A 13,493-nucleotide genomic window follows, 5' to 3' on the forward strand; every position below is an offset into this window, starting at 1 on the left:
AGCTTGCAAATGATTGTCCTTTCCTTCATTTCTCTCCTATTACGAAGATTTTAAACAGGTTCTTAGAACTAACTGATTTGGGTTATAGAAGGCGATCATCTTCAAGTAGCGATGAAGAAATTTTTACCACTGGTAACAGAATGCGAACTATATATCAATCTGAAACAGTGCTAAATAGTATATCAGTAGAAAGTAGTAGTCGATCAAGAAGTAGCTCATCGTCTTCAAGCGGTGGACCAGGCTCTTGACTAACTGAAGCGGAGTCTAAAAGTGAAAAAAGCTTATCTTGGGATAGTGATGATGTGCCGGAATATCACCTTTAGCTATTTGTCTAAATGTTTTTAATATGTAGACTGTTAGGAAATTGTCTTTTGCTTTTGTGATTTTCATGTTAAAGTATAATTCCTAGGTGAAATAAGTAGCTGCTGTTGTGTGGTGAACATAGCAGAGGAAAGTCCGGGCTCCAAGGAAAAATAGTGACGGGTAATGCCCGCCGGAGGTAACTCCAGTTATAGGGCTACAGAGAATTACCGCCTAAAATATTCTTAGGTAAGGGTGAAAAGGTGTGGTAAGAGCACACCGTGGCAATGGCAACATTGGTAGTCGAGTAACCAACACTAGGAGCAAGATTAAATAGAAGTAGATTTTATGTTTTCCTCATATCTACTCGGGTAAATCGCATGCGGTAAATGGTAACATTTACTTCAGATAAATAGCTACATAAACAGAACTCGGCTTACATTTCGCCTAGGCGTTCACATGATACGTGCGATATAAGCCATGCTATGTTTAAATGTATAGGCATTTCATGCGTTGTCCTTCACTTGTTCTGCTTGATAGCCATCACTACTTTCGCCTACATTAACATTAGAATATTCTTCATCATCAATATACTCTTTCAGAACATACCCTCTGCCCCAAACGGTTTCTATGTGGCTTTTTCCATCATTTGCACTTTCAAGTTTCTTACGTAATTTGCACATAAAAACATCAACTATCTTGTTATCTGAAGGTTCATCTAAGCCATTGTAAAGATGATTTAAGAACATTTCTTTTGTTAATACTGTTCCTTTACGCAGTGCTAGCAATTCTATCATAGAATACTCCTTATTGGTAAGGTGAACCGTTTTACCTTTCACCTCAACAATCCTGTGATCAAAATTGATATTTATATTACCAATCTTTATCACCGATTCAGGATGGCCTTTAGTACGACGCACTATGGCCTTAATTCGAGCTAATAACTCACTTTTATGAAATGGTTTGGTTAAGTAATCATCGGCACCATACCCGAGTCCTTTAGCTTTGTGATTGACAGCGGATATACATGAAAGTATTAAGACAGGAACTTTGATTTTTGCACTTCTTAGTCTTAGCAATATATCATATCCGTCAATATCACCAGGCAAGTGTATATCTAAAATAACTAGGTCATAGTAATCTCCGTTTGAGGAAACCATATTATTGTTATAATCTTGTGCAGAAGTAACAACGTCACAGAAATGTCCATCAGAAGTTAAGGCGTTAACCACAGTCTTTGCACTTACTTGATCATCTTCAATTAATAATATACGCATATTTTACACCCCATAAATAATTTATAATTTTAGTAATATATATAACGAAGGAAAGTAATAAATCAAATTTTTATTAACAAATGATCAAAATTACACTTATTAATTAATAGTAAATATATTGTTCCAAAGTTATATAAACAGATCTAAAATATAATAGACATACCATGATAGTAATAATATTTTTAGTAAATATTGAATTAAAGTTACTATTATCAAAAGAATACTTCGGTTAATAAATATTTAACTATTCTATATGTCTGTGTTATATTTTTAATTTACTTATCCTACTGTTTTAAAGTATAAGTAATATTTTCAGGAATATTGTGTGGCAATATCAATTTTAGGTGCTGGTGCATGGGGTACAGCAATCGCAATTTCATTAGGTAGTAAGAAAGATGTGATTTTGTGGACTCGCAATGAAACTACATTTGAATCAATCAACGGGAAAAGAGAAAGTGACAAGCTACCCGGTTGTCGAATTTCTGATAATGTGTCAGTAAAATTGGCTATTGAAGACACAATTAATGCTTCAGTAACAATCCTCGCTGTTCCCACTCAGTCTCTGAGGAAGGTATGTCAGCAATTGCATAATTGTAATCTGAAAAAAGATGTAGCAATAATTTTAGCTTGTAAGGGAATAGAAAAGTCTACATTAAAATTACCTAGTGAAATAGTAAATGAAATTTTACCTAACAATCCTATTGCTATTTTTTCAGGTCCTAGCTTTGCTGTAGAAGTTGCAAGAAAATTACCCTATTCAATGGTTCTTGCATGCCAAAATAACACATTAGGTTCAAAGCTAGTATCAGAGCTGCAACAAGAAAATGTTAAATTGGAGTTTAGTAACGACATTATAGGAGTACAGATTTGTGCAGCGTTAAAGAACGTTTTTGCTATAGCGTGTGGGATTGTTTTAGGTAGTAAACTTGGGTTTAATGCTCATGCAGCATTGATTACGAAAAGTATGAGCGAAATTAAGGCTTTATACTCAGCAAAAATTGGTGACGGTAGTGTGGATATAAATACACTACTTGGGCCAGCATGTCTGGGTGACCTAATTATGACATGCACATCCTTGAATTCAAGAAACTTATCTTTTGGGTTTAAAATAGGTAATAGTGACAATGGCTTTAATGTTCAGCAGATTTTGTCAGAAGGCAAGTCAGTGATTGAAGGTTTTAGCACTGCTGAGTCCATATTTAATTTAGCAGGAAAGCTAAAGATAAAAATGCCTATATGTGAAGCGGTCTATAGATTATTGTATGAAAGCGTCTCTATAGAGGATACTATTTCTGTTCTTATAAGTTAATTTTGTATTTGGATATATTGTGAAATTTTTATATAAATTAATATCAACGTGGTGGCTGTCTGGAACAGTAAAAAAAATGCCAGGTACTGTGGGTAGTTTGGCTTCTTTTCCGCTTGTTCCTGTAATCCTGAGCAACAAAATTTTAGGTGCAGCAATTATTTCTTTTTTATTCTTAATTGGATTATGGTCTACAGGTAATTATATAAAACATTACAAGACTTCATGTGATCCAAAAGAGGTAGTAATTGACGAAGTGGTTGGTCAATTGCTGACGATACTTTTAGTTTCGATATTGTTAAGCCAAGAGATGAATTGTTCTTCATTGTTGTTGTGCTTTTTTTCTTTTAGGTTTTTTGATATAATAAAAACGTGGCCTATAAATTTAATCGATAAAAATACCAAAGGTCCTTTAGGTATTATGCTAGATGACGTTATAGCTGCAATTTTAGCCTGCGTTCTTATAGGAGCCTTTTATTGTTTATTGTTGGTGTATGCAGGATAAAAAAATTTATTATTCAAGCTTAATTGTTCAAAATCTAAAGGATTATATACTGTACACAGCGAATTTATCTGAGTGGGAAGTACACGATGAATTTGATAACATCATATTTACAATAAATGGTACCAGGGAGTCATTATTTAATTTTGTGTTCTGTGGAGATCAATGTACCGAGCTTTCTATACAAAAAACTCTAGATTATCTCAGAACAAGAGATATAGAAGCAACATGGGTAATAAATTCACATATGAAAATAAGAGATGTTTTAGAAAAGTGTGAAATAAAACACGTTAGCACACCAAAAAAAGCTTTACTTAATATGAAAAATTACTTTTTACCTGCTGATGTTATTCCAAACTTGAGGTTAAATGCTGTGAATGGTAACAACCTCTTAGAACAGTTAGATCTACACACTTCTAAAATTTTTTATCATGGCGTTGGAATTGTCAGCACATTTTTTCGCGGATTATCAAATTATGATGACAAGAACTCAAGATTAAGATTTTTTCTTGTAACACTAAATAATGAAATTATTGGGACATGCGGTCTTTATGTTCAAGACAGCGTAGCTGGTTTTTATAGTGATGGAGTTTTACCAGTTTACAGGAATCGTGGAATAGGTACCCAAATGGTTTTAGAAAGAATAAAGATAGCTAAACAGCTTGAATGCAAATATATAGTAGCACATTGTATGAAATCTTCTGTGAACCTTTATAAGAGATTGGGCTTTCAAATGTTAGGCAATCTTTACTTATATACCTCTTCAGCATAATTCTGAGCGGTTACAAATTTTTACATTTGTTTTAAAAGTGCTATGTTTTTTTTGTATGAAGTGGTTTTAATATTGATTCTAATATTATTCTTTCTCTCTTATTCTAAATTAAAAATTAGTAATAAGATTAAGAACTTACAGCATCAAAATGTTATCATAAATAATTTAATTGATACTGTGAATGATGGGTTTTATATTTGGGATGCAAAAAAACGTATAGAAAAGTTCTCTCCCAATTTACTAATTTTGCTTAATACTGTTTTTTACTCATTTAATGAGTTTGTGAATTTTTTTGAGCAATCAGAAAGCCTAATCAAAAATTTTGTTGAGGCAAAGGAAATAAATAAATCTTTTACTCTAGATTTAAAGTCAAAAGACAGTGAGGTTTATTGCATATGTTACGGTAGAAGCATAATAGATGATTCTAACAATGTGATAGGTGTGCTGTTATGGATAAGGAATGTCTCAGACTGTAAGATAAAGGCTAACGGACTTGAGTTAGAAAATAGTAAGCTTACACAGGAAGTGGAGAGCTATAAAAACGTTTTCAACTCTTTACCATTTCCAATACTAAGATATAACAAGAGTAGAAAGGTGGAATTTTATAACTTGTTTTATGATAAATATGTAGATGGTTCTAAGAAATTTGCTATTACCGGTAGCGCTCATAGCACAAAACCAGGAAGACATGTCATAACTTATAAGAACGAACCTAAGGTTTTCGATTTTGTTAAAATTCCAATACAAGGTTCTGGTAGCATAGTAATGTATGGGAAAGATGTTAGTGATGGAGAGAAATTATATACTGAATTAAACAGTTATTTAGCTACACAGAAAAATTTGCTTGAGAGGTTACCGGTTGCTATAGTAATATATAGTAAGAATCAAAAGCTAAAATTTTATAATAATGCTTTTATAAAAACCTTTCAATTTGACCCAAAATTTTTGGCATCTTACCCAACTTATCATGAAGTTATGCTTTACCTCTGCGAATCTAAAAAGCTTTTAGAAAAGGAGGATTTTCAAACTATTAGTAATCAAAGACATGAGTTGTTCAAAAAATTATTTGAATCGTATGATGATACGATGCATTTCACGAATGGAAAAGCGTTCAGGGTATTAACAATACCCTACGCTTCGGAAGGTTTGCTGTTCTCTTACGAAGAATGCAAAAGATAATACTTAAACTCCTTCTCTCTCTACCATGAGCTGTTTTACTTTCGCTATTGCTCTTGCTGGATTAAGTCCTTTAGGACAAGTTTTTGTGCAATTCATTATTGTATGACAACGATACAACTTGAATGGGTCGTTTAAAACATCAAGTCTTTCACCTGTCTTATTATCACGGCTGTCAGCAATCCATCTGTAAGCTTGTAATAGTATTGCTGGTCCTAAAAATTTATCACTATTCCACCAGTAGCTTGGGCAACCAGTCGAACAGCAAGCACATAATATACAGTCGGACAAGCCATCTAATTTTTTTCTATCTTCAGAAGATTGAGAGTATTCTTTATTTGGTAGGGCAGGCTTATCTACTTGTAACCAAGGTTTAATTGATTTGTATTGCTCATAAAATTGGCTCAAATCCGAGACTAGGTCCTTTATTACATACATGTGAGGTAATGGATATATTTTTACGTCACCTTTTATATCATGTATAGATCTAGTACATGCAAGAGTATTGGTTCCTTCAATATTCATGGCACAAGATCCACATATGCCTTCTCTACAAGAACGTCTGAAAGTTAAAGTCGAATCTATTTCATCCTTTATTTTTATTAATGCATCAAGTACCATAGGGCCACAATTATCCATATCAATAAAAAATGTGTCTATTCTAGGGTTTTTCTCGTCATCAGCAGACCAACGGTAAATTTGAAATCTTCTGATGTTTTTTGCTCTAGCAGGAATAGGATAAATTTTGCCCTTTTGATTAATTTTAGAATTCTTTGGCAAAGAAAACTGAACCATATCACTTACCTTTTATTGTTTATAGCTAAAACCCTTTGTGGATAACATATTTTATTATCATCTACTATATTTTTATTAAATTCCTTTTAAATCGTGCACATATTGTAGCCAAGCGAAGCTAAAATCTCTCTTTCTAGATTTTTCATTATAATTTCTTCATCTTTTTTTTGGTGATCATAACCAAGTAAATGCAGTAATCCATGCACTAACATGTGTGCAATGTGAGCAAGAATGGGTATACAATACTCATGCGATTCTCTTTTTATTGTGTCTATTGAAATTGCTATGTCTCCTAAATCGCACTCATTAGACAATTGTTCATACGGAAATGATAGTACGTTAGTTGGCTTATCCATTTCTCTAAATTTTAAATTAAGTTGATGTAGCAAGTCATCATCAGCCAGAGCTATTGATATATTTGGTTTATAGTGGTCTATTTTTAATTCTTTTAGAGAAGCATTGATGACACCTAATACAAAATTTTTAGGATTTTCTATAATGCTGCACCATTTCTTGTCAAGAATATTTACTTCTAACATGAGTGACACATCAGTAAGGGTGTCATGCAAATAGCTGACACTGGAATCCAAAAAAGAAGAGTTATAGACCCTTGTGTCATGTACACAACTGTACGAATATTGTACACTAGAAGGATGTCATCCCAGTGTCTAGGCACTGGGATCCAGGAATTTTGATTAGACATCAAGTTAGTGAATATAAAAGTAGCTAATCTTATATTAAAACGCAACGGCTTTAATGTGGTTGCATTAAGGCTGGATTCCAGTGTCAAGCACTGGAATGACACCTTTGTGTTTGATGCAAAATCGGCTATAACGTTTAATGCACTGCCTTCGAGACAAATATTCATACAGCTGTGCGTTGTGTGCTGAGATGACATCATTTAGGAACTGAAATGACAGGTATTACACATCACTCATCCTTATTATTTCATTCCATTCAATTTCCGAAACTGGGGCAATTGATAAACGTGGTTGTTTTAATATAGTCATATTTTTCAAAAGTGGGTTTTGTTTTATATTATTTAACGTTACTTGGTTATTTAAAGGTTTCAAAAACTTTACATTCACTAATCCGAACTTGGGATCATTAACATGATAATACTCTTTAAATACTTCAACGATTCCAAGTATTGCTTTCTCTTTACCTGTATGATAAAAAAACGCAAGATCGCTTGCTTTCATAATTTTCATGTAACTTTGAGCTTGATAATTGCGCACACCATCCCACTCAACTACCCGCTCCTTTTCCATTTTTTGCCACGAGTATTCACTTGGCTCTGACTTAAGTAGCCAAAATTGCATTATTTTTTTCTTCTTAAGTAAGCTGGTATATCATAGATATTGCTGCCCCACTTAGCTCCTTCGCTTACCTGTTCAGCTGGTTTTGTTTCCAGTGTTTTGTCTTGTGTACTTTCACTTTGACTATATGGCCACTTAAATTTCTCTTTCTCTGAGTCTTCGCTCTGACTTATAGGTGAAGTTTCTGATTTATTATTGCGACCATCAATGCCAGTTGCAAGAACAGAAACTCTAACTCTTCCCTCCATCGCTTGATCAAAAGTAGCACCAAATATTATATTTGCATTTTCATCTACTTCTTCACGCACTCTATTGGCTGCAGCATCAACTTCAAACAGAGTCATATCTCCGCCACCAGTAATGTTAATTAATATTCCTTGCGCACCTTTCATTGATACATTATCAAGCAATGGATTAGATATTGCAGCCTCTGCAGCACTAATTGCTCTATCTTCTCCTTCTGCCTCTCCGGTGCCGATCATCGCTTTGCCCATCTCGCTCATTACTGTTTCTATATCAGCGAAGTCAAGATTGATAAGCCCTGGCATGACCATCAAGTCAGTTACTCCTCTGATACCAATGTGCAGAACATTATCAGCAAGTTTAAATGCATCAGAAAATGTAGTTTTTTCATTTGCAATTCTAAATAAATTCTGATTTGGAATGACAATAAGTGTATCCACGTATTTTTGCAGTTCTTCAAGTCCAAGCTCTGCAATGCGCATACGGCGCACACCTTCAAAACCGAACGGTTTAGTTACAACTCCAACAGTCAATATCTTTTTTTCTTTTGGCGCTCTATCCTTAACTGCGGCTCTTGCTTCTCTGGCTGCTTTTGCAATTACCGGTGCTGCACCGGTTCCAGTACCACCGCCCATTCCTGCTGTGATGAAAAGCATATGACTATCTTTTATATGCTCCATAATCTCATCAATTGACTCTTCTGCTGCACCTTTGCCAACATCAGGCAAAGCACCAGCACCAAGCCCCTTAGTTAAATTAATGCCAAGCTGAATTTTTTTATCACATAACGACTTTTCTAGTGCTTGAGCATCGGTATTTGCGACAACAAAATTCACTCCTTGCAAATTAGATTGGATCATGTTATTCACAGCATTTCCACCAGCACCACCCACTCCCACAACGGTAATCCTTGGGTGTAATATAGGCAACCCCGGCAGACTAAGATCAATGGACATTTAAACTACTCAAATTTAGCGAATTCACTTGATAATAAGTTACCGCTTTTTTAATAATATGCAAATACTTTTCACTTCTATAGGCGTAAATAGTAAACGGGATTCACTTATTCTTAGCATTTATACTAATAAGTGCCGTTAATTACAACAACTAGATTCTTAGATGACATCACTTAACCGATGCAAAAAATAGAAAACGTTTATAAAAAGGGACAGAAACCTATCCCTTTTTATTTTGTTGAAGATTATTCTGCTACCTGACCTTTCCCTTTCAATTCTTCAGCTGCAACATCTTCTAATTTTGAGGCAACTTGATATGTTCCATAAACAGCAGCAACTGCAGCAACTGCAGCAATTGCCATTATGGCACCCGCAACTATCTGACCAGCAACACCTGTTCCGATAAATCCAGGTAATGAAGCAGCTATTGCTTGATTTGTTCCAACAAAGTAACTGGCAGTCTTAGCAAGAAACCCAGAAGCTTCTGCTGCACTAACAAAGCCTGCTTTCATATGCATTGCTGTAAAGACAATACTTGCAACTGCAAGCGGAAATAATGCTGTTCTCCCTTTATTATGCACAGCGTACTGACCAGCTCCACCAGCAGCACCGTGAATTCCCCAGCATTTTTCACTTTTCATATATCCTTCTGAAATAGCACGAAAAATGCCATCCCCTTCTTCATACTTATAATCTGTTAATGCCATAACTCTACTCCTTAAATAGAATGTTAAAATTTCATTAAGGAAGCATATAGTAAAAAAAATTGCCTGTCAAGTAAATTAATTTTTTAATATACCTTTATTCTGTAATTGAGCGCTTCAGCAATGTGTGCTCTTTTTACTTCTTCACTTTTTGCAAGATCTGCAATAGTTCTTGCAACTTTTAATACGCGTGTGTAGCCTCGATTGGGAATGTAATTTTCTTTCAGTACGTATTTTAGCAATTCCAACCCTGCCTGATCTGGTTCAGTAAATTTATTAAATGCTTCACCGCTTACTTCTGAATTGCAACGAATATTTAATTCACTATAGCGCTCAGTTTGAACTTTTCTTGCTGCTATCACTCTTTCTCTTATGATTTTAGTACTTTCTCCCTCCACAGAGATTTCAGGAGAGAGTATGCTAACGTTTGGCATTTCAATGCATATGTCTATTCTATCAAGCAATGGGCCTGATATTTTGTTTTTGTAATCTGTGCCACACTTTGGAGCTTTGTTGCACGATCTGCTTGCATCACCTAAATAACCGCACCTGCAAGGGTTCATTGCAGCAATCAGTTGAAAATTTGCAGGGTAGGTTATGTGAGCATTTGCCCTTGCAACGGTAACTTTTCTATCTTCAAGTGGTTGGCGCAGAGAATCAAGCACAAGTCTTGGAAATTCTGGCAACTCATCAAGGAATAACACGCCATTGTGAGCCATGGTAATTTCTCCAGGTTTTGCATTCTTTCCTCCCCCTATCATCGCTGGCATAGAGCATGAATGATGAGGTTCACGAAAGGGACGAATTACTTTGAATATTTCATTACCAGTTTTTGTTATGCTGGAAATAATATTAACATCAATCATCTCCTGTTCGGTTAAATCAGGCAGCAATCCTATAAAGCGCTTAGCAAGCATTGATTTTCCAGTACCAGGAGGGCCAACAAGAAGCATATTATGCCCACCTGCTGCTGCAATTTCAGCTGCTCTTTTTGCAACAACTTGGCCTTTAATATCCTTCATATCGGGAACCAATCTTTTTTCTTTGGGTGCATCACTATATTTAAAAATTACTGGCTGAATTAATTGCTCACCCTTAAAGTGTCTGATAATATCAGTTAATTTCTCTATAGCTAGAATTGAAACATTCTTTACCCATGAAGCCTCTACTCCATTTCCCCTTGAGCAAATTACTCCTTTATTTGCCTGTTTTGCATTGATCGCTGTTGGCAGCACTCCTGAAACTGGAATAACTCTGCCATCAAGGGCAAGCTCACCCATAATGATATAAGACTGAACTTTTTCAACTGGTATCACATTCATTACAACAAGTAGTCCAATAGCAATAGCCAAGTCATAATGACTACCTTCTTTCAGTAAATCCGCAGGGGAGAGATTAACTATAATTCTTTTTGGAGGTAGTAGTAGATTGATTGAATTTAACGCTGCTCTGATGCGTTCTTTGGATTCCGCAACAGTTTTGTCTGGCAATCCAACAATATTAAAAGCTGGAATACCATTTGCCATATGAATTTGTGCATTGACATTTACTGTGCTAATTCCCTGAAGCGCAACGGTATTTATATTTGCAATCATAATATATTATATAAAATTGTTAATACAATATATTAAAGAAGCGATGAAGTAAAGGCTACAGCAATTAAAGATGGCTTAACTTAGCAAAAAAGTGTAGTATTCTATCACTTTGCTGATTACAAATGTTTATAAGGATAATCACTTTTTTCTTACTATATTCAAGTACGGCTTTTTGTAGTGATTGTAATTTTAATTTACCATACTGTGGGCTCAGTTGTAATCTAGATCTATCATATAGAAATTTAAGTAATATAAAAAAATTATTGAACAACGACGATAAGTTTGTTGCGCTTACGTTTGATGATGGACCGTCTAACAATAGAGTAAACGATATTATTAATGTTCTGGAAAGCTATGAAGCAAAAGCAACATTTTTTGTGCTTGGTGAACGTATAAATGAAAAAACGTCTGAAATAGTAAAGAAAATTCATGAATCAGGTCATGAGTTAGGCGATCACTCTTGGTCGCATAGGAATTTGACATCACTTTCAAGTGAGGAACAATTGCAAGAATTGGAAAAGACAAATACAGCAGTTAAAAATGCAATAAAACAAGATGTAAAATGGTTTCGTCCGCCATATGGATGTTATGACGATAATCTGATTGAAAATACTGATCAATTAAATATGTATTCAATATTATGGACGGTTGATTCGCTAGATTGGCAAGGTGATAAGCCGGAAACTTTAGTTGAAAGAGTTTTAAGTAATGTACATAATGGAGCAGTTATACTGTTTCATGATCACAATAACAGGTCAAACACAATTGAAGCTTTACCTCATATTATTAAAATACTAAAAAAATCAGGTTATAAGTTTGTGACCTTAAGTGAGTGGGAAAAAAGGGTTTGTAATACGGTAAAAGCCAGAAGTGTAACAATAAAAGAGGGGAAAAAAGTGCGTTTTGAAGGAATGTTATGTGGACAAAAAACAAAGTCTTTAACCGCAGAGCATTCATATTAGGTGGTATTCAGCTTACCATTTCTGCGGTTTTTAGTTGCAGGTTATATAATTTACAAATACGAAACAGACAAAAGTACGAAGCACTATCTAATAGTAATAGAATAAGAGTTGCTACTATTATGCCTAAGCGGGGCAAAATTTTAGATAGGAATAGCATTGAACTTGCGGTAAACAAAATTTCGTATGTTGTTTTGTTTGATGGTTCTGGTAAGGAAGTTGATTTGCAGACATTATCAGAAGTCGAGTCTAAAATAGCAAAATCGTCAGAAAAAATAACTGCTCTTTATAAACGTTATTACCCGTTTGGTTCAATGTGTTCTCATGTAATCGGATATACAAAAAGACAGCAAGGCATAAGCGAAGTAGGAATCAGCGGTATTGAATATACATATGATCATATATTGAAAGGCAAGTCAGGAAAATCTGAGCAGGAAATAAATTCTGAAAAACGCGTCATAAAAGAATTATCAAGCATACCACAACAAGACGGACAAGATGTACAACTGACAATTGATATTAATCTGCAAGAGAAAACCGCAGAGGTATTTAAAGATCACCAGGGCTCCGCAGTGGTAATTGATGTAAATAATGGAGAAATTTTAGCATTATATAATTCACCTTCTTACGATAATAATCTTTTTGCTAGCAGGCTACCAAATGAGACTTGGGAAAACTTGAATGCTCCTTCATTACCGCTTGTGAATCGTGCGTTATCATATCAAATTCCACCTGGTTCAATATTTAAAGTAATAGTTGCGCTTGCGGGTTTAAAAGACGGGATAATAACACCAGAAGAGAAATTCTCGTGCAAGGGCTATATGAAAATAGGTGAGCGGAAATTTCGTTGTCTGAAAAGCAAAGTCCATGGGTATGTATCTTTAAATGAGGCAATGGCATTATCATGCAACACTTACTTTTATAATATAGGGAAAAAAATAAGTGTAGACTCTCTGGTAGAAATGGCCAGAAAATTTGGTATTGGAAGTGGGCCACTGATTGGAACGTTTAAAGAAGAAGCTCCAGGGCTGTTGCCAGATAGAGATTGGCGTACACGAAAGCTATATTCGCAGTGGTATTTAGGTGACACTATCAACTTAGTTATAGGACAAGGGTATATGCTTACAACACCACTGCAGCTTGCAGTTCTTGCAGCGAGGATTGCAACAGGAAAAGAGGTAATTCCCCGCATTAAGATGAATGAAACAATACAAGATTTTCCCGATATTGATGTGGATTGTGAGCATCTTAGCATAGTTCGAAAAGCTATGTTTGATGTGGTGAATTCTAAAACTGGAACCTATAAGAAAGGGCTAAGCGGTATACAAATTGCCGGTAAAACCGGTACACCAGAGATAAACTCTAAGGGTGAAAGTCATAAGTTATTTATCGCTTATGGCCCTTACCATAACCCGCGCTATGCAATCTCTGTGTTTATAGAACACGGCAAAGCCCCACGCCAAGATGTTGCTATAGCTAATGAAATATTTCAGTATATGCTTGAAACTATGAGTATTAAACTTCTTGCATAACCATATAACAAACTTTTATTGGGAATAGAAACGAAAAAACTTACTTGACACCCTTCG

Annotated in this window: 15 protein-coding genes and 1 other RNA gene; 8 read left to right on the forward strand and 8 right to left on the reverse strand. The window is 35.0% G+C overall.

Annotated elements, in window-relative coordinates:
• Together OZD63_RS04275 and rnpB are read left to right on the forward strand one after the other, a co-directional pair.
• A partial coding sequence (locus tag OZD63_RS04275; RefSeq protein ID WP_274979687.1) for a hypothetical protein occupies positions 1-248 on the forward strand: 248 nt, incomplete at its 5' end.
• A 157-nt stretch (positions 249-405) separates the two neighbouring features.
• Positions 406-755, forward strand: an RNA gene (gene rnpB / locus OZD63_RS04280) — RNase P RNA component class A.
• Between the two features lie 51 nt (positions 756-806).
• Here rnpB and OZD63_RS04285 read toward each other — a convergent pair.
• Positions 807-1,577 carry a response regulator transcription factor gene (locus OZD63_RS04285; protein ID WP_096616586.1) on the reverse strand — a complete coding sequence of 257 codons (771 nt, stop codon included), beginning with the start codon at positions 1,575-1,577 and terminating at the stop codon, positions 807-809.
• 325 nt (positions 1,578-1,902) lie between these two features.
• Here OZD63_RS04285 and OZD63_RS04290 point away from each other — a divergent pair, with 325 nt between their 5' ends.
• The 4 genes from OZD63_RS04290 to OZD63_RS04305 are packed head-to-tail and all read left to right on the forward strand — an operon-like array spanning position 1,903 to position 5,336.
• Positions 1,903-2,886 (forward strand): NAD(P)H-dependent glycerol-3-phosphate dehydrogenase, encoded by a 984-nt coding sequence (locus OZD63_RS04290; protein WP_274979688.1) that lies wholly within the window; start codon positions 1,903-1,905, stop codon positions 2,884-2,886.
• A gap of 19 nt (positions 2,887-2,905) precedes the next feature.
• Positions 2,906-3,388 carry a phosphatidylglycerophosphatase A family protein gene (locus OZD63_RS04295; RefSeq protein ID WP_006279290.1) on the forward strand — a complete coding sequence of 161 codons (483 nt, stop codon included), beginning with the start codon at positions 2,906-2,908 and terminating at the stop codon, positions 3,386-3,388.
• Positions 3,378-4,157 (forward strand): GNAT family N-acetyltransferase, encoded by a 780-nt coding sequence (locus OZD63_RS04300; protein ID WP_275008218.1) that lies wholly within the window; start codon positions 3,378-3,380, stop codon positions 4,155-4,157. Before OZD63_RS04295 ends, OZD63_RS04300 begins: the two co-directional genes overlap by 11 nt.
• 42 nt (positions 4,158-4,199) lie before the next feature.
• On the forward strand, positions 4,200-5,336 hold the full coding sequence (locus OZD63_RS04305; protein WP_275008219.1) for a hypothetical protein: 1,137 nt from the start codon (positions 4,200-4,202) through the stop codon (positions 5,334-5,336).
• 3 nt (positions 5,337-5,339) lie between these two features.
• Here OZD63_RS04305 and OZD63_RS04310 read toward each other — a convergent pair whose 3' ends face one another.
• The 7 genes from OZD63_RS04310 to OZD63_RS04340 form a co-directional block, all read right to left on the reverse strand.
• Positions 5,340-6,128 carry a succinate dehydrogenase iron-sulfur subunit gene (locus OZD63_RS04310; protein ID WP_274979690.1) on the reverse strand — a complete coding sequence of 263 codons (789 nt, stop codon included), beginning with the start codon at positions 6,126-6,128 and terminating at the stop codon, positions 5,340-5,342.
• 86 nt (positions 6,129-6,214) lie between these two features.
• Complete coding sequence (ybeY, locus tag OZD63_RS04315) at positions 6,215-6,667, reverse strand: rRNA maturation RNase YbeY (protein ID WP_253303271.1); 453 nt, start codon at positions 6,665-6,667, stop codon at positions 6,215-6,217.
• Complete coding sequence (locus OZD63_RS04320) at positions 6,661-6,996, reverse strand: WPE palindromic element domain-containing protein (RefSeq protein ID WP_182320480.1); 336 nt, start codon at positions 6,994-6,996, stop codon at positions 6,661-6,663. The genes ybeY and OZD63_RS04320 overlap by 7 nt, the downstream gene beginning before the upstream one ends.
• Before the next feature lie 55 nt (positions 6,997-7,051).
• Entirely contained in the window at positions 7,052-7,450 is a 399-nt protein-coding gene (locus OZD63_RS04325; RefSeq protein WP_274979691.1) for an EVE domain-containing protein, read from the reverse strand.
• Positions 7,450-8,646: a cell division protein FtsZ gene (gene ftsZ, locus OZD63_RS04330; RefSeq protein WP_275008221.1), complete on the reverse strand. Its 1,197-nt coding sequence runs from the start codon at positions 8,644-8,646 to the stop codon at positions 7,450-7,452. The genes OZD63_RS04325 and ftsZ overlap by 1 nt, the downstream gene beginning before the upstream one ends.
• A 245-nt stretch (positions 8,647-8,891) precedes the next feature.
• Positions 8,892-9,353, reverse strand: coding sequence for a hypothetical protein (locus OZD63_RS04335; protein WP_275008222.1), 462 nt, complete (start codon positions 9,351-9,353; stop codon positions 8,892-8,894).
• An 83-nt stretch (positions 9,354-9,436) separates the two neighbouring features.
• Entirely contained in the window at positions 9,437-10,945 is a 1,509-nt protein-coding gene (locus OZD63_RS04340) for a YifB family Mg chelatase-like AAA ATPase (protein ID WP_275008223.1), read from the reverse strand.
• 122 nt (positions 10,946-11,067) lie between these two features.
• Between OZD63_RS04340 and OZD63_RS04345 the strand changes: the two genes are divergently transcribed.
• Together OZD63_RS04345 and OZD63_RS04350 are read left to right on the forward strand one after the other, a co-directional pair.
• A complete protein-coding gene (locus OZD63_RS04345) occupies positions 11,068-11,907 on the forward strand; it encodes a polysaccharide deacetylase family protein (RefSeq protein WP_274979394.1) in 840 nt (279 codons plus the stop codon).
• Complete coding sequence (locus OZD63_RS04350; protein WP_275008224.1) at positions 11,862-13,436, forward strand: penicillin-binding transpeptidase domain-containing protein; 1,575 nt, start codon at positions 11,862-11,864, stop codon at positions 13,434-13,436. The genes OZD63_RS04345 and OZD63_RS04350 overlap by 46 nt, the downstream gene beginning before the upstream one ends.
• Positions 13,437-13,493 lie beyond the last annotated feature (57 nt).

Origin of the sequence: Wolbachia endosymbiont of Drosophila leontia (assembly GCF_028981785.1) — a bacterium.
GTDB lineage: Bacteria > Pseudomonadota > Alphaproteobacteria > Rickettsiales > Anaplasmataceae > Wolbachia > Wolbachia pipientis.